14 protein-coding genes are annotated in these 16,394 nt (G+C 60.9%); 13 read left to right on the top strand and 1 reads right to left on the bottom strand.

The genetic code is table 11. The features are described 5' to 3' along the window. Nucleotides 1–3: 3 nt before the first annotated feature. Complete coding sequence (locus tag QDI87_RS06145; RefSeq protein WP_270527736.1) at nucleotides 4–1,311, bottom strand: dicarboxylate/amino acid:cation symporter; 1,308 nt, start codon at nucleotides 1,309–1,311, stop codon at nucleotides 4–6. Between the two features lie 224 nt (nucleotides 1,312–1,535). Here QDI87_RS06145 and rsmH point away from each other — a divergent pair, with 224 nt between their 5' ends. From rsmH to QDI87_RS06080, 13 genes are all read left to right on the top strand, one after another. Continuing rightward, nucleotides 1,536–2,627: a 16S rRNA (cytosine(1402)-N(4))-methyltransferase RsmH gene (gene rsmH, locus QDI87_RS06140; protein ID WP_270527737.1), complete on the top strand. Its 1,092-nt coding sequence runs from the start codon at nucleotides 1,536–1,538 to the stop codon at nucleotides 2,625–2,627. A 148-nt stretch (nucleotides 2,628–2,775) separates the two neighbouring features. Further along, nucleotides 2,776–3,672 carry an NAD(P)/FAD-dependent oxidoreductase gene (locus tag QDI87_RS06135; protein ID WP_081828380.1) on the top strand — a complete coding sequence of 299 codons (897 nt, stop codon included), beginning with the start codon at nucleotides 2,776–2,778 and terminating at the stop codon, nucleotides 3,670–3,672. Nucleotides 3,673–3,718: 46 nt separating this feature from the next. Beyond that, on the top strand, nucleotides 3,719–4,444 hold the full coding sequence (locus QDI87_RS06130) for a phosphatase PAP2 family protein (protein WP_248617133.1): 726 nt from the start codon (nucleotides 3,719–3,721) through the stop codon (nucleotides 4,442–4,444). A 121-nt stretch (nucleotides 4,445–4,565) separates the two neighbouring features. Then, entirely contained in the window at nucleotides 4,566–5,822 is a 1,257-nt protein-coding gene (locus QDI87_RS06125; RefSeq protein ID WP_036374212.1) for a PucR family transcriptional regulator, read from the top strand. A gap of 123 nt (nucleotides 5,823–5,945) precedes the next feature. After that, entirely contained in the window at nucleotides 5,946–6,956 is a 1,011-nt protein-coding gene (holB, locus tag QDI87_RS06120) for a DNA polymerase III subunit delta' (protein ID WP_051652147.1), read from the top strand. Between the two features lie 19 nt (nucleotides 6,957–6,975). Beyond that, nucleotides 6,976–8,136 carry a PSP1 domain-containing protein gene (locus tag QDI87_RS06115; protein ID WP_278742526.1) on the top strand — a complete coding sequence of 387 codons (1,161 nt, stop codon included), beginning with the start codon at nucleotides 6,976–6,978 and terminating at the stop codon, nucleotides 8,134–8,136. Next, nucleotides 8,133–8,891 carry a tRNA1(Val) (adenine(37)-N6)-methyltransferase gene (locus tag QDI87_RS06110; protein WP_036374207.1) on the top strand — a complete coding sequence of 253 codons (759 nt, stop codon included), beginning with the start codon at nucleotides 8,133–8,135 and terminating at the stop codon, nucleotides 8,889–8,891. Before QDI87_RS06115 ends, QDI87_RS06110 begins: the two co-directional genes overlap by 4 nt. Continuing rightward, on the top strand, nucleotides 8,888–9,760 hold the full coding sequence (gene rsmI, locus QDI87_RS06105; protein ID WP_270527743.1) for a 16S rRNA (cytidine(1402)-2'-O)-methyltransferase: 873 nt from the start codon (nucleotides 8,888–8,890) through the stop codon (nucleotides 9,758–9,760). Before QDI87_RS06110 ends, rsmI begins: the two co-directional genes overlap by 4 nt. Nucleotides 9,761–10,035: 275 nt before the next feature. After that, a complete protein-coding gene (locus tag QDI87_RS06100) occupies nucleotides 10,036–11,211 on the top strand; it encodes a galactokinase (RefSeq protein ID WP_036374202.1) in 1,176 nt (391 codons plus the stop codon). Nucleotides 11,212–11,291: 80 nt separating this feature from the next. Beyond that, nucleotides 11,292–12,281: a UDP-glucose 4-epimerase GalE gene (gene galE / locus QDI87_RS06095; protein WP_278742524.1), complete on the top strand. Its 990-nt coding sequence runs from the start codon at nucleotides 11,292–11,294 to the stop codon at nucleotides 12,279–12,281. Between the two features lie 45 nt (nucleotides 12,282–12,326). Beyond that, on the top strand, nucleotides 12,327–13,832 hold the full coding sequence (galT, locus tag QDI87_RS06090; RefSeq protein ID WP_036374196.1) for a UDP-glucose--hexose-1-phosphate uridylyltransferase: 1,506 nt from the start codon (nucleotides 12,327–12,329) through the stop codon (nucleotides 13,830–13,832). A gap of 35 nt (nucleotides 13,833–13,867) precedes the next feature. Then, nucleotides 13,868–14,899, top strand: coding sequence for a LacI family DNA-binding transcriptional regulator (locus tag QDI87_RS06085; RefSeq protein WP_036374193.1), 1,032 nt, complete (start codon nucleotides 13,868–13,870; stop codon nucleotides 14,897–14,899). A gap of 165 nt (nucleotides 14,900–15,064) precedes the next feature. Then, nucleotides 15,065–16,354: a glucosaminidase domain-containing protein gene (locus QDI87_RS06080; protein WP_226867815.1), complete on the top strand. Its 1,290-nt coding sequence runs from the start codon at nucleotides 15,065–15,067 to the stop codon at nucleotides 16,352–16,354. The last annotated feature ends 40 nt before the right edge of the window (nucleotides 16,355–16,394 follow it).

The following is a 16,394-nucleotide window of genomic DNA, read 5'->3' as shown; positions in this document are numbered from 1 at the left end:
GGCTCAGGCCTCGACGGCTTCGCCGCGGGAATCTTCGATCTTGCCCTGGAGGTCGTGGTCGGTCATCGCGCAGACGGCGGAGTCGGACCAGACGTTCTCGGCCGTCTCGATCATGTCGATGATCGTGTAGATCGGCAGGATGACACCCATGAGGCCGAGCGGTGCACCGAGGGAGCTCATGAGCGAGAGCGTCAGGAAGTAGCAGCCCATCGGGACGCCGGCGTTGCCGATGGCGGCGAGGACGGCGACGAAGAGCCACGTGATCATGGTGCCGATCGAGAGGTCAAAGCCGGCGTTCTGCATGACGAACAGCGACGTGACGAGGATGAAGGCTGCGCAGCCGTTCATGTTGATCGTCGTGCAGATCGGCAGGACGAAGCGCGAGACGCGCGGGTTGACCTTGAGGCGCGCTTCAGCAGAGGCTAGCGTGACAGGCAGCGTGCCGGCCGAGCTCTTCGTGAAGAGCGCGACGGCGATGGCCGGTGCCATCTTGCGGAAGACGTAGAGCGGGTTGAGGCCGCGCGCGAGCAGGAAGAGCGGGATGACGATGAAGAACTGGATGACATTGCCGCCGAGCACGACGAGCGTGTACTTGCCGAGCGCGCCGACGATGACGCCGGCTTCGATCTGCGAGGAGAGCTGTGCGGCAAAGGCGAGGATGCCAGCCGGTAGAGCCCAGAGCAGGGCGCGGATCAGCGTGAAGAGGAGTTCCTGCAGGCCGTGGATGCCTTTGAGGAGCACGGCGCGGTTCTCCGTCTTCGGCATGAAGGCGAGCGCGAGGCCGACGGCCGCGGCAATCAGCATGACGGACAGGACATTGCCGGCGAGGAACGGCTGCAGCATGTTGTTCGGGATGACCGAGAGGAAGTGGTCGTAGTAGGAGAGGGAGCCGAGCTTCTGCATCGGGACGTCCGAGGCACCGGCGCCGATGAGGTCAGCCGGCAGATTGCCCGGTGCAATCCAGAGGTAGAGGATGAGGCCGATGGAAGCGGCGGCAATCGTCGTCAGCAGCGTGTAGGTGACGGCATGCGCGAAGATGCGGCCCGTGTCCTTCTTGGCGCCGAGCGCCGAGAGCGTCGTGATGACGGCAAGCGCGATGGTCGGCACGGCGATGAACTGGAACAGGCGCGTGAAGACCGTGGCCACGAAGTTGAAGAGCTCGTTGAGCGCAGGAACCTGCAGCCAGCCGAGGATGGCGCCGACAATCAGAGCGGCGAACCAGAGGATCATCTGCTTGGCCTGCCCGCCCTTGCGCTGGCGCAGGGCCTCGTCCTTTGCGAGGTCGACGGAATCTTTATTGGGATTTGCCATGATATACCTTCTTTCTTTGATGCAATCGTGGATGATGGCTAAGTGCTTGTAAAGCATATATGATTAATATGTGATACATTATAGATGGATTGCGGCGGCCTGTCAAGAGTGAAAATCACCATTTTGGCAATCGTGCCTTTGACAGAGTGGAAATGTCATTGCTATACTGGACCATAGTATCACATGACAGAGAAAAGAGAAAGATAGAAAGAGAGGCGGATGATATGGAAGGACAGGACGAAAACAAGCAGCAGGAGAAAGTGCACAAGCGGCGCATCCACTACAGCGGGCGCTATCCGCGCCACTTCGCGGAGAAATACAAGGAGCTCAACCCGGAGAAGTACGGGGAGGAGATCGCTCACGTGCGCGCCAAGGGGAATACGCCGGCTGGCACGCACATCCCCATCATGGTCGAGGAGATCCTCGCGATTCTCGCGATAAAGCCGGGTGAGCGCGGCTTTGACGCGACGCTCGGCTACGGCGGCCACACGATGGCGATGCTCGAGAAGCTCGAGGGCAGAGGCCACCTCTACGGTGGCGATGTCGATCCGATCGAGTCGGCCAAGACGGAGGCGCGCATCCGCGCGAAGGGCTATGGACCTGAGATCTGGGAACGCCGCCTGATGAACTTCTGCGAGATCGACAAGCTAGTAGAGGAGGCCGGCCCTTTTGACTTCGTGCTAGCCGACCTCGGCGTCTCCTCCATGCAGATTGACAATCCGGAGCGCGGCTTCACCTACAAGTCGGACGGCCCGCTCGACCTGCGCCTCAACCCGCAGGCGGGCATCTCGGCAGCGGACCGCCTGCGCGAGATGACGCAGGCGGAGCTCGTCGGCATGATGCAGGAGAACGCCGATGAGCCGTATGCCGAGGAGATCGCGCGCCAGATTGTCCGCGCAGAGAAGCGTCGGCCCATCCGCACGACGCGGGAGCTCTACGCGGTGATCGAGGCGGCTCTCGAGAAGGTGCGCCTGCAGCGCGGCGCGGACGGCAGGCAGCCTGATCGACGCGACGTCATCCGCAAGAGCAGTGCCCGCGTCTTCCAGGCCCTGCGCATCGATGTCAACCACGAGTACGAAGTCCTCTACGAGTTCATGGAGAAGCTGCCGTTTGCGCTGGCACCGGGCGGGCGCGCCGCCATCCTGACGTTCCACTCGGGCGAGGACCGCATCGTCAAGAAGGCGTTCAAGGCGTTCCACCAGCAGGGCATCTACCAGGACATCGCGCGCGATGTCATCCGGCCAAGCCGCGAGGAGTGCTACAACAACAGCCGCGCGCACTCGACGAAGTTGCGCTGGGCCATCCGCGCCGAGTGAGCCGCGCTTGTGACTGGCTCACGGACTTCGCGCCTGACACTTGCTATACTGGACGGGTAAACGTCCGCATAGCGGACGATGGACGATGATGGAACCGAAAAATGAGATTGAGAAAAGCAAGAAAGAAAGCAAGAAAGGAAGTTCCTGGATGACGATGGAGAAGACAGATCTTTTGGTGATTGGCGCAGGCCCTGCGGGCATCTCAGCAGCGCTCTATGCGAGGCGCGGCGGCCTCTCTGTGACGGTTGTGACAAAGGGCATTGAGACGGGCGGCCTCTCTAAGGCGGAGAAAATCGAGAATTACTACGGCTTTGCTGAGCCTATCTCCGGCAAGGAGCTCCTGCGCCGCGGCGCGGCAGGTGCCAGACGCCTCGGCGTGGAGATCGTCGAGGAGGAGCTCTTGGCGCTCTCCTTCAACGATACGTTCGACGGCTTCAAGGCTGCCTCCCGTCAGCACGAGTGGGAGGCATCGGCCGTCGTTCTCGCTGCCGGTGCTTCGCGCCGCACGCTGCCGATACCGGGGATAGCAGAATTCGAGGGCAAGGGTGTGAGCTACTGCGCCATCTGCGATGCCTTTTTTTACCGCGGCAAGAAAGTCGCCGTCATCGGTTCGGGCGAGTATGCCGTGCATGAAGCACAGGTCTTGCTGCCGCATGCCGAGATGGTTACGCTGCTGACGAACGGCGAGCCGCTGACGGCGGAGGTGCCCGATGATGTGGCAGTATGCGATGGCAAGATCGCAGCCGCGGAAGGCGCGGGGCGCGTCGAGCGCGTGCGCTTTGCAGACGGCGAAGTGCTGCCGCTCGACGGGCTCTTCCTCGCCATCGGCACGGCGGGCAGCTCGGAGCTGGCGCGCAAGATCGGTGCCATGCTCGACGGTGCCGATGTCAAGGTGGACGTGCATCAGGCGACGAATGTGCCGGGCCTCTTTGCGGCAGGTGACTGCACGGGCGGTCTGCTGCAGGTGGCCAAGGCCGTTCATGAGGGGGCCGAGGCCGGTCTCTCCGCGCTGCGCTATGTGCGCAGCAAGCGCAATGCCAAGTGATGGCACATGATGATACGATGGTTTTACGAGAAAGAAGGATGATTTCTTGACGACAAAACGATGGCTCGGTGTCCTGGGCTTCACGATTTTCGGTATCCTGCTCTTCGCGAGCTGGCTGCTTCCGGGGCAGACGGGCTTCTGGTATGGACTCGACAGCTCGGTCTTTTTCTTCTTCAATCATTTGATCGGGCAGAGCCAGGCCCTGCTCTATCTGGTGGCCTTCACGAATCTGCGCCCGTTCGATGCAGTGGCCTTCCTCTTCATGCTGGGAATCTTCTACCACTACTACCGCCAGCAGGATGCCAAGGGCAGGCGCTGGATGCTCTGCATCGGCCTGACGATGCTCGTGACGGCTGTGATCGCGAAGCAGTTCGACATGATGCTCGGCTTTGAGCGGCCGAGCGCGACGAAGTTCTTCACCCTGCAGGGGGTGCCCGTGCTGCGTGTCTCCGAGCTCACGGGCTGGCCGGCCAAGGACTGGTCGAGCACGAGCTTTCCAGGCGACCACGGCATGATGCTCTTGATCTTCACCTTTTACATGCTGCGCTATTTCGGCAAGAAGGCCTTCGCGGCGAGCCTGTTCGTCGTCATCGTCTTCTCGATGCCGCGCATCATGTCGGGGGCACACTGGCTGACGGATGTCGTCGTCGGCTCCGGCTCCATCTGCAGCATCGTCCTGAGCTGGATGCTCCTGACACCGGCATCGGACCGCATCATTGCGCTGTTTGACCGCTATCTGCCGCATCAGGACAAGGCCAAAACGAAAAAATGAATCTTGTTTTCAGCAGTGCAGTCCACGAGGCTGCACTGCTTTTTTGCTGGATACCTATTCTGCTCAGAGGAAATCCTGTGCTATAATGAAAGGAAAGGTTTTGGAAAAGGGTGAACATACTTTGGATCAAAAGTCATATGAGCTGTTGCAGACGAGTATCGTTCAGGGCGCGGACGGACTCGGCCAATATTTAAAGAAGATTCTGAGCAAGCCAATCCTGCTGGTCACGGGGAATGGCAGGGAGTTCTATCCGGAGCGGATTCCCGTGGCGGAATCCATCCGCAAGATCCTCTGCCATATGCCATCTTTTCAAGACGAACAGTATTATTACATACATGACAGGCGCCTGCTCGTGTTGCAGGAAAGCCTGCCGCAGGAGGAGTTGCGCCTCTTCCTCTTCATCAGCCGCACGGCGGCAGAGGACATCGATGAGCTCGTTCAGAAGGTCAGGCCGGCACGCCTGGCGCTGGCGTATTTCCTGCGCAGCCAGATTGACCTCGGGAACGAGATACAGCGTGCCATTGAGGGGATACTGACGGATGCGTTCTCTGGCATACAGTACCGCCTCGAGAATCTGCTGCGTCGGAACGGCATCCATCTCGATGAGAGCCAGGCGTACCGCGTGATGCTCGTCGAGTTCGAGGACCGCTCCGTCTCGGAGATGGAGGTGGACTTCAAGGGGAGCCTCGCGCAGCTCGCGCACCGCTACACAGATGTCATCCTCTGCCCCTTGACCTGGAACGGCAGGGGCCTCGTCATCATGCCGGACGTCGACCGCATCGCCGACCAGGCGCTCTGCGAGCATGCGAAGGTCATGCAGGATCTCCTGCATGACTGGCAGCAGGATTTCTCGAAGCGCCATCAGGTCCGGCTCGACTGCGGGCTCGGCGATCCGCACGTGCTGCCGGAGATCCAGAAGAGCTATCAGGAGGCGCGCCTGGCGCTGTCCTACGGCCGGACGAAGCATGAGCACGGCTTTTTCCGCTGCTACGAGGACTGCGGCATCATCAGCAATATCTTCTCGGGCGGCGTGGAGTCAGCTTTTGCCTTCTGCCGCTCGGCGCTCGGGCGTCTGCTCGACTACGACGGCGAGAATGACGCGGATCTCTTAGTGACGCTCAAACTGCTCTTGGAGACGAACTTCAACTACTCAGCAACGGCAGCCGACCTCTTCATCCACGCCAACACGGTGCGCTACCGCTGCGAGAAGATCGAGCAGCTGCTCATGCTCGACCTCCGTGACCCCGATGTGCGCTTCAATCTCTATGCGGCCTTGCGCGTACAGGAGATCCTCGTCGACATGCACATCCTGCCAGGCGGCTACGTCGGCAGGGTGCACGAGAAGCTGCACAGCAGTGAGGCTGCCACCGGTCATTGAAGCCGCGTAAAGCCATGTGCTTTTGAACTCCGCCATTGCGAAAAAAACGTGGCGACGATATAATGAGAAGAATGACTCTACCTTGACCAGAAGGCCGAGAAGCGTGTGAAGGAGGCAATCGAGATGGGACTGCGATGGGATGCGATTTCGGGTCATGCGGGGCAGAAGGCATCTCTGCGCACGATGCTGCGCGAGGGGCGCCTGCCGCATGCCCTGCTCTTTGCGGGCCCTGACGGCATCGGCAAGCGCATGCTCGGCCATGTGCTCGCTGCGGCCATACTCTGCGACTCGCAGGAAGGCCCCTGCGGCCACTGTGAGTCCTGCCGGGCGATGCAGCTCGGCTCGCATCCCGACTACCTCGAAGTCGTGCCAGAGCAGAATGGCAAATCGGCGGCCCAGATCCGCATCGAGGCCATCCGCTCCATGCAGACGCAGGTTTCACGCTATCCCGTGCTCGCCAAGCAGCGCGTCGTCCTCATCGATGAGGCGGACCGCATGAATGAAGCGGCGCAGAATAGTCTGCTGAAGACGATCGAGGAGCCGGAAGGCCCCGTGACTTTCATCTTGGTCACGAGTGCGCGCAGTGCCCTGCTCGACACAATCCTCTCGCGCTGCATGCCCATGGCCTTCGGCATGCTCACGCCGCAGGAGATGAAGCCGGTGCTGCTGGACCGCGGCGTGCCAGAGCAGGAGGCCGCGGAACTCGCCGCTCTGTCGGATGGCAGCCCCGGGCGAGCCCTGATGCTTCACGAGCACGAAGGCCTGCACCTGCGCGGCGAGGTGCTGGAATTCTTGACGCAGCTGCCGTCCTTCGACATGGAGCGCGTCTGGTCGCTCGCCAGCGATATGGGCGCGCGCGACCGCGAGGCGCTGCGGGAATGGTTCCTGTATCTCAACATGATGCTGCGCGATCTTCTCGTCCTGGCTGAGGACGGAGGCAGCGCGCTCTTGTACCATGCGGATATCCGCGCGAAGCTCCTGGAGCTCCTGCCGCGCTATCCGGAGGACATTGTCTTCGCGCTGCTCGGAGAGCTGCGCGAGGTGCAGAAGCGCCTGCAGGCCAATGTCAATCTGCGCCTTCTGATGGAAGGCTTCTTGATCCGTGCGCGCGATATCGCGCTGCGCACGCTTTGATATATTTAGGAGGAACATATTGGAGACAATCATCGGAGTCCGCTTCAGGACAGCGGGCAAGATCTATCATTTCAGCCCCGGGCAGCTCACGATTGCCAAGGGACAGCATGTCATCGTCGAGACGGCGAGGGGCATGGAGTGCGGGCGCGTCGTCACGGGTCCCGAGGAAATCGAGCCGGCACCGGATGCCCCGCCGCTCAAGGTCATCCAGCGCATCGCGAATGCGCACGACCTGCAGCGCGTCGAGGACAACCGCAAGCATGAGAAAGAGGCGCGCGTCATCTGCAAGAAGAAGATCCGCGAGCACGGCCTTCCCATGAAACTCGTCTCGGTTGAGTACACGTTCGACCTCAACAAGATTATCTTTTACTTCACGGCGGACGGTCGCATTGACTTCCGCGACCTCGTCAAGGACCTTGCCTCTGTCTTCCGCACGCGCATCGAGCTGCGCCAGATCGGCGTGCGCGATGAGGCCAAGATGATGGGCGGCATCGGCTGCTGCGGGCGGCCGCTCTGCTGCGCGACTTTCCTAGGGGATTTCGAGCCTGTGTCCATCCGCATGGCTAAGGAGCAGAATCTCTCACTAAACCCGACGAAGATCTCGGGCATCTGCGGCCGCCTCATGTGCTGCCTCAAATACGAAAGCGACTGCTACTGCGGCCAGTGCCCGAAGCAGGTGAAGAAAATCCAACCGCCGCAGCAGGGCGGCCGCGTCGTCACGGTGGATGGGGAAGGCAAGGTCATCTCTCTCAACCAGCAGCGGCGCACGGCGACCATCCTGCTCGACAATAGCCGCACGGTTGTCGCTGCGTGGGAAGATGTCATCGAGCAGGAAGTCGAAGTCGAGAGCGCGGAGCAAAAGGCGCCTGAGGTCAAGCGGGAGCCGCGCGAAGAACGCCGCCCGTCGAAACGCGAGCGCATGGGCAGCCGCCGCCCCCGCGAGGGACGCGAGCACGGCAGCCGCAGCGGTCGCAACGGCAGCAATGGTAATGGCAGCAACGGAAGCAGCGAGCAGGCAAGAGAGCACAGCTCGCGCAGCCGCCGCAGCCGTCGCCCGCGCGAGAACCGCAGCGCTGAGCGCCAGAGCCGGCCGCACAATGCGCGCCGTCCGAGAGCGCCGCGCGAGAAGCAGGAGAGCGGGCAGCCGAAGGAGCAGGCCCGTCAGGATGCGAAGTCATGAGAGAGGCAGTGCTTCGCGAGCACGAGCGGCTCGATGACCTCATGAGGAGTGGCCGCAAGATCATCCAGGACACGCGGGAATTCTGTTTCTCGCTCGACGCGGTCCTCCTTGCGCATTTCCCGCACTACCGCTCACGCCAGCGCGTGCTGGAGCTCGGCACGGGCACGGGCGTCATCCCGCTCCTCATCGCCGATGAGGTTGCACACGTCGAAGCCGTGGAGATCAGCCCCGTCATGGCGGAGCTCGCGGCGCGCAATGTCTACATGAATGAGCTCGAGGCGCGCATCTCGGTCCGGCAGGGCGACTACCGCGAGATCCGCACGCTCTATCCCGCCGAATCCTTCGACACCGTGCTGGCCAATCCGCCGTACCGCCCCGTGGCGCACGGGCAGGTCAACAAGATGAGCGGCGTCGCGCGCGCACGCCATGAGTTCACGGCGCGGCTTGTGGACGTCGTGCGGGCTGCGCGCTACGCGCTGAAGTTCGGCGGCCGCTTCGCGATGGTCCATTTGCCAGAGCGCCTCGGCGAGATCATCGTGGCCATGCACGAGAATCAGATGGAGCCCAAGCGGCTGCGCATGGTGCAGCCGAAGGAGGGCCGGGCGCCGAACATGATGCTCATCGAAGCCGTTGTCGGCGCGGCCCCTGGAGGGCTCAAGGTCATGCCGCCGCTCATCGTGCATCGGGAAGACGGCAGCTATACGGAGGAGATCCTTGCCATCTACGGCATGCAGGATGCAGGAGAAAACAAATGAAGGAACAACAGGAAGAGAAGCGGGGCGCTGCCGCAGGCACCCTCTACCTCTGCGCGACACCAATCGGCAATCTCGAGGACATGACGTACCGCGCTGTGCGCATGCTCGGCGAGGTCGAGCTCATTGCGGCGGAGGACACGCGTCACACGCGCCAGCTTCTCACGCATTTCGACATCCACACGAAGCTCACGAGCTATCACGAGCACAATAAATTCACGAAGGGGCCGGAGCTCGTGGAATGGCTGCTGCAGGGCCACGACCTGATCTGCGTCAGCGACGCGGGCCTGCCAGGCATCTGCGACCCGGGGAGCCATCTCGCCATGCTCGCCATCGAGGCGGGCATCCGCGTCTCGCCACTTCCGGGCTGCAATGCGGGGCTTTCAGCCCTGATCTGCTCGGGGCTTGACACGACGCGTTTCACTTTCGTCGGCTTCCTGCCCAAGACGGCCAAGAAGCAGAAGGAAGTCCTAGCAGAGGTCAAAGATCACCGTGAGACGCTGATCTTCTACGAGGCGCCACACCACCTGCGCGCGACACTGCGCCAGCTCATAGCTGCCCTCGGGGGCGCACGCCGTGCTGCATTCGGTCGTGAGCTCACGAAGCGCTTCGAGGAGTTCCACCGCGGCACGCTGCAGGAACTCGCAGACTATTACGACGCGCAGGAGCCGCGCGGCGAGTACGTCCTGATCGTCGAGGGCTTCTCCGGCGAGGAGACTGAACCTGAGGTGCAGCAGAAGGACCCCGTCGCGCTCTGCCGCGAGCTCATGGCGGCAGGGCTCGGCAAGAAAGACGCCATGCGCGAGACGGCAAAGACGCTTGGCATTGCGCGTCGCGATGTCTACAACGCTTTGCTGCAGGCGGATTCGTGAGAGCGATTGGATCTGTACGGAAGACCAGGCTGCGACCTGGTCTTTTCTTTTTGATAGAAACAATTCCAGAAAACGTTTACAATAATACTTGACAATACAGCTTAGACGCGGTAAACTAGAGACAACAAGAAAAAAGAAGGTGCAAATCGGCGGGTAATCAGGTTTGCGCCATCTTTTAGGGGCTATAAGAAAACGTTTACCGAATCATATCGATCGGAGACGTACAGAGCCAAAGCAGACGAAGAGTCAAACTAAGGCGATGGAGGGTTACAAAAATGGAAATCTTAGCGACGATGAAACAGGAATTTGCAAAGCAGTTCGGCGGGGAAGCGGAGCGCAGCTACTTCTCCCCAGGCCGCGTCAATCTGATTGGCGAGCATACGGACTACAATGGCGGTCATGTTTTCCCGTGCGCCATCTCGCTCGGCACGTACGCTGTCGTCGCAGACCGCAAGGACATGACGACGCGCATCTACTCGATGAACCTTGCCGACAAGGGCATCATCGAGTTCCCGATGACGGGCCTCTCTTATGACACTGCCAAGGATTGGGCAAACTACCCGATGGGCGTCGTCGATGTATTCGAGAAGGCCGGCCACAAGGCCACGCACGGCTTCGACATCCTGATCTACGGCACACTGCCGGCAGGCGCTGGCCTTTCTTCTTCGGCTTCGCTCGAGGTGCTGACGTCGGTCATCCTCAATGAGGCATTCGGCTTCGGACTCGACATGATCGAGATGGTCAAGCTCTCGCAGAAGGCAGAGAACCAGTTCGTCGGCGTCAACTGCGGCATCATGGACCAGTTCGCTGTCGGCATGGGCAAGAAGGACTGCGCTATCCTGCTCGACTGCAACACGCTCTCGTATCGCTACAGCAAGATCGCGCTTGAGGACGCGAGCATCGTCATCACGAACACCAACAAGCCGCACAGCCTCGCTTCCTCGGCCTACAATGTCCGCCGCGCACAGTGCGAGCATGCGCTCAACGAGCTCAAGGAAGTCAAGCCGGAGCTCAAGGCACTCGGCGAGCTCGGCAATGACGAATTCAATCAGATTGCCGGCCACATCGAGGAAGTCCTCGAGCGCCATCGCGCACGCCATGCCGTCTACGAGAACAACCGTACGCTCGACGCCGTCAAGGCACTCGAGAACAATGATGTCACGGAGTTCGGCCGCCTGATGAACGAGTCGCACTTCTCGCTGCGCGACGACTACGAAGTGACGGGCAAGGAGCTTGACACGCTCGCAGAGATCGCATGGCAGCAGGAAGGTGTCATCGGCTCGCGCATGACGGGTGCAGGCTTCGGCGGCTCCACGGTCAGCCTCGTCAAGAACGATGCCATCGAGGCATTCAAGAAGAATGTCGGCGAAGCATACACGGAGAAAATCGGCTACGCGCCGAGCTTCGTCGTCGCCAGCATCTCGGACGGCACGCATCGCATCGAGGGCTGACGTAACAGGATCTTAACGAATCGGTAAAATTTTTCGGTACAATCTGCTGTATCATAAAGGAAAAAAGGAGAAGATCACATATGTCTATTCTGGTTTGTGGCGGCGCTGGCTATATTGGTTCTCATGCAGTCCATCAGCTCGTGGAGAAAGGTGAGGATGTCGTCATTGTCGACAATCTGCAGACGGGGCATCGCGATGCCCTGAATCCGAAGGCGAAGTTCTACGAGGGCGATATCCGCGACGCAGCCATCCTCGACAAGATTTTCACGGAGAACAACATCGAGGCGGTCATCCACTTCGCAGCGAACTCCCTCGTCGGCGAGAGCGTCCAGAAACCCTTGAAGTACTTCAACAACAACGTCTACGGCATGCAGGTGCTGCTCGAGGCGATGGTACGCAACAACGTCGATAAGATCGTCTTCTCGTCGACGGCTGCTGTCTACGGCGAGCCGAAGCGCGTGCCGATCATGGAAGACGATCCGACGGAGCCGACGAACCCGTACGGCGAGTCGAAGCGCACGATGGAGAAGATGATGAAGTGGGTCAGCCGCGCGAACGGCATCCGCTACGTCTCGCTGCGCTACTTCAACGCAGCCGGTGCACTCGACGATGGCTCCATCGGCGAGGACCACAACCCGGAGACGCACCTCATCCCGCTGATCCTGCAGGTCCCGCTCGGCAAGCGCGATCACATCACGGTCTTCGGCGATGACTATCCGACGCCGGACGGCACGTGCCTGCGCGACTACATCCACGTCATCGATCTTGCTGACGCTCATGTGTTGGCCCTCGAGTACCTGCGCAAGGGTGGCGAGAGCAACATCTTCAACCTCGGCAACGGCAAGGGCTTCTCGGTCAAGGAGATGATCGAGGCAGCAAAGAAGGCGACGGGCAAGGACATCAAGGTCGAGATGGGCGCACGCCGCGCCGGCGACCCGGCCCAGCTCATCGCTTCCTCGGACAAGGCCAAGAAGATCCTCGGCTGGAAGCCGCGCTATACGAACGTCGAGCAGGTCATCGGCACGGCCTGGACCTGGCACCAGAAACACCCGAACGGCTACGAGAAATAAGATAGGCAGTCTTGCAAGAGCCGAAAGGTGAAAGGAAGGAAAATCATGTCCATCAATACGGAAATCAATCGCTTGTTGAATTTTGCAAAGCAGAACATGCTGATCAACGAGGATGACTACTACTATGCGGCCAACCGCCTGCTCGACGTCCTGAAAGTCGATGCCTTTGAGCCGGAGTTCGTCGACGAGAAGCTGCCGACGGCCATGCCGATCCTCGAGAACATGCTCGATTACGCTGCCGAGAAGGGCCTGATCGAGAATACGACCGAGAATCGCGACCTCTTCGACACGCGCATCATGGACTGTGTCATGCCGCGCCCGTCGGAAGTCGTGCGCCGCTTCACGAATGACTACGCGCGCAGCCCGAAGGCCGCGACGGACGAGTTCTACAAGATGAGCATCGCGTCGAACTACATCCGCAAGGACCGCATCGACAAGAACATCGTCTGGAAGACGGCGACAGAGTACGGTGATCTCGACATCACGATCAACCTTTCGAAGCCGGAGAAGGACCCGCGCGACATCGCCAAGGCGAAGCTCGCACCGTCCTCGGGCTATCCGAAGTGCCTGCTCTGCCGCGAGAACGAAGGCTATGCCGGCCATCCGGGCCATCCGGCTCGCGAGACGCACCGCCTGATCCCGCTGCGCCTCTCGGCTCACCGCTGGTTCTTGCAATATTCCCCGTATACGTATTATAATGAGCATTGCATTGTCCTGAACCGCAAGCACGTGCCGATGAAAGTCTCGCGCAAGAGCTTCGAGAATCTCCTGGACTTCGTGACGATCTTCCCGCACTACTTCCTTGGTTCCAATGCAGATCTGCCGATTGTCGGCGGCTCCATCCTCTCGCACGACCACTATCAGGGTGGCCGCTACACCTTCGCGATGGCCAAGGCCCCAATCGAGAAGTTCTATACCTTCCCGGGCTTTGAGGACATCAAGGTAGGCCGCGTCAAATGGCCGATGTCGACGATTCGCCTGCAGGGCGAAGACCGCGAGGAGCTCGCGGACCTCGCCGAGAAGATTCTCGATGCATGGCGCAAGTACAGCGACCCGAGCGTCGAGATCCTCGCTGAGACGGACGGCACGCCGCACAACACGATCACGCCGATTGCGCGCCGCCGCGGCAATCTCTACGAGCTCGACCTCGTGCTGCGCAACAACCGCACGACGAAAGAGCACCCGCTCGGCCTCTTCCATCCGCATGCCGAAGTGCATCACATCAAGAAAGAGAACATCGGCCTCATCGAGGTCATGGGGCTCGCTGTGTTGCCGGCCCGCCTCAAGAAGGAGATGGCTCGCGTCGGCGAGGAGCTCGTCAAGGGCACGCCGGATATCTCGGGCATGACGGAGATTGCCAGCCATGCTGACTGGTACAAGATGCTCCGCGAGAAGTACCCGACGGTATCGGAGCAGGATGTCACGGGCATCCTCGAGGAGGAAATAGGCAAAGTATTCGAGACAGTTCTCACGCATGCCGGCGTCTACAAGCGCGACGCGAAGGGCATGGAGGCATTTGACCGCTTTGTTGCAACTGCTGCTAAGGATTGAGGACTCTCATCATCCAAAGAAAGCAGGGAACGACCATGGAAATGAAGAAGAAAGCCACCATCGTGGACGTCGCCAAAGAGGCTGGCGTCTCGGTTGCGACAGTGTCGCGCGTCGTCAACGGGAATTATCCGGTCAAGCCGGAGACGCGTGAGCGCGTCCAGTCTGCCATCAACGCACTGCAGTACGTGCCGAATGTGCAGGCTCGCGAGCTCAACACGCGCCATTCCTCGACGATCGGCGTCGTGGTGCCCGGCCTCTACAACATGTTCTTCGCAGAGGTCATCGACGGCATCGAGAAGTCCATGCGGCGTCAAGGGTATTCCTTGCTGCTGAACTGCGCGCAGAACGATCCGGAGCTCGAGATGGAGTGCATCAATGCGCTCGTCTCGCGCAGTGTCTCCGGCATCATCGTCATCAGCCCGAACACAGAGGGGCTGCGCGAGGAGTTCTACCGCCGCATCGTCAAGCGTGTGCCGCTCGTCTTCATCAATGGCTATCACCGCATCCCGAACGTCTCGTACGTCGCCAACGACGAGGCACTCGGCACGAGGCAGGCGCTCGAGTACTTGACAGGGCTCGGCCACAAGCACATCCTCTTTGTCCGCGGTGAGAATTCCGATTCCTATACGGTCAAGGAGCGGGCGTACCGCGCCTTCATGGCGGAGCAGGGCCTCTTCAATGAGAAAGACATCGTCGACATCGGTGAGGGCAACAACATCGATACGGTGACGTCTGCGCGCATCAAGCTCATGAAGGTGATGCCGGAGCTCGCTCCGACAGCAGTATTCTGCTGCAATGACCTCATGGCGACGGGGGCCATCCGCGCCTGCAAGCGCCTCGGCCTCCGCGTGCCGCAGGACGTTTCGGTCGTCGGCTTCGACAACATCACGCTCTCGAAGCTCGTAGACCCGCAGATCACGACGATGGACCAGAACATGTTCCAGCTCGGCAGCAACGCCGCCGCCGTGCTCGTCGAGATGATCCACGGCGGCCAGAGCAAGCGCATCACGCTCGAGAACATCCTGATCACGCGCGAGTCGACAGGCCCCTGCAAAACAGAAGCATGACAGAAGCTCTCCACTGCATAAGCGGCGGGGAGTTTTTTTATCCGCAAATATCGAGGGAAGCGACGGGGATGAGGGCACTGCCTTGATATGGTATAATGGGGTGGATGCTCTCGAGCATTCGACACGATTGACATTGACATTTCGATTGACATCCTGGAGGTTTTTATGAAGATTTCGCGTGTGATGCTGGCGGCCGCGCTCTGCGGGGCCTCGCTCTATCCCATCCCGTCCCTGATCGCGCCGGTGATGGCCCAGGCCGCCCCGGCTGCCTCGTCGAAGGCGGCCGATGCCGCGGTGCGCACGATACCGGGGCGCCCCCAGTTCCCCGAGAAGATGGCGGGCAAGGTCAACCGCCGCGCGATGGACAGCGTCAAGTGGCGTTTGGCGCCGGCTTACGAGGAACCGATGCTCGAGGCGGAGGCCGCGGCCGATACCATCACGATCATGGGCGCGGCAGAGGCGTCTGAGGAGCAGATGGTCCACTACATCGAGAAGCGCAACCCGCAGCCCAAGCTCAACTGCTCGGTCGAGGACATTGTCCGCTACTACTACGAAGAGGCCGGCCGCGAGGGCATCCGGCCGGACGTCGCCCTGTGCCAGGCCTTGAAGGAGACGGGCTTCTTTGCCTACGGCGGGGACGTCTCGCCGAAGCAGAACAACTTCTGCGGCCTCGGCGCGACGGGCAATCGCGAACCGGGCGCGAGCTTTGCGACGCCGCAGCTCGGCGTGCGCGCCCACATCCAGCATCTTATGGCCTATGCCACGCAGGAGCGGCCGCACGGTGCAATCGTCGACCCGCGCTACAAGCATGTCGTCGTCAACCGCCCCGACATCCACGGCCACATCACGAAGTGGACGGGGCTCAACGGCGTCTGGGCTGTGCCGGGCACGCGCTACGGCCAGGAGATACTCTACCTCTGGCAGCAGGCACAGGCTCCGGACGGCTCTGATGCCTCGCTGGCCGCCGCCGAGAAGAAGGTGCGCCAGATGCCGGACGAGGCGGGTTCCTACATCTACCGCGGCATCGTCTACTTCAACCGCGCCGCCTACAAGGAGGCTCAGGCGGATTTCAAGCAGGCAGCAGGCTTAAAGCCGGACTCGATGGCGGCGCACTACAACCTCGCCATCACCCAGCAGCGCGAGGGCGACCACAAGGCGGCGCTCAAGAGCTACGATGCATTGCTGAAGCTCAGCCCGGAGTTCATGCAGGCCTGGTATAACCGCGGCCTCATCGCCCTGGACCAGAAGAAAGAGAAAGAAGCGCTCGCCGACTTCCAGGAGGCGCTGCGCCTGACGCCGCAGACGGCCGATGCCAAGAACGCGCAGGCCGTCGCCTACATCCGGCAGAAGGACTACGCCAAGGCATGGCAGGCACTCGGCGAGGCAGCCGATATCAATTCGGCGAACATGAACGTGCTGGCCAACCAGTTCATCTTCGAAGCATGCCTCAAGTGAGCCGCGCTGATTCTCACGCTTATTTCCATTTGCGGGAAAT

The organism is Mitsuokella jalaludinii (genome assembly GCF_928722185.1).
Classification (GTDB): Bacteria; Bacillota; Negativicutes; order Selenomonadales; family Selenomonadaceae; genus Mitsuokella; species Mitsuokella jalaludinii.
This window is presented reverse-complemented; position numbering and strand designations above follow the sequence as displayed.

Bases quoted from the DNA above. Each gene is read 5' to 3' on its own strand.
- QDI87_RS06145 (WP_270527736.1), bottom strand. From the start codon at position 1,311: ATGGCAAATCCCAATAAAGATTCCGTCGACCTCGCAAAGGACGAGGCC.
- rsmH (WP_270527737.1), top strand. From the start codon at position 1,536: ATGGAAGGACAGGACGAAAACAAGCAGCAGGAGAAAGTGCACAAGCGG.
- QDI87_RS06135 (WP_081828380.1), top strand. From the start codon at position 2,776: ATGACGATGGAGAAGACAGATCTTTTGGTGATTGGCGCAGGCCCTGCG.
- holB (WP_051652147.1), top strand. From the start codon at position 5,946: ATGGGACTGCGATGGGATGCGATTTCGGGTCATGCGGGGCAGAAGGCA.
- QDI87_RS06110 (WP_036374207.1), top strand. From the start codon at position 8,133: ATGAGAGAGGCAGTGCTTCGCGAGCACGAGCGGCTCGATGACCTCATG.
- rsmI (WP_270527743.1), top strand. From the start codon at position 8,888: ATGAAGGAACAACAGGAAGAGAAGCGGGGCGCTGCCGCAGGCACCCTC.
- QDI87_RS06100 (WP_036374202.1), top strand. From the start codon at position 10,036: ATGGAAATCTTAGCGACGATGAAACAGGAATTTGCAAAGCAGTTCGGC.
- galE (WP_278742524.1), top strand. From the start codon at position 11,292: ATGTCTATTCTGGTTTGTGGCGGCGCTGGCTATATTGGTTCTCATGCA.
- galT (WP_036374196.1), top strand. From the start codon at position 12,327: ATGTCCATCAATACGGAAATCAATCGCTTGTTGAATTTTGCAAAGCAG.
- QDI87_RS06085 (WP_036374193.1), top strand. From the start codon at position 13,868: ATGGAAATGAAGAAGAAAGCCACCATCGTGGACGTCGCCAAAGAGGCT.
- QDI87_RS06080 (WP_226867815.1), top strand. From the start codon at position 15,065: ATGAAGATTTCGCGTGTGATGCTGGCGGCCGCGCTCTGCGGGGCCTCG.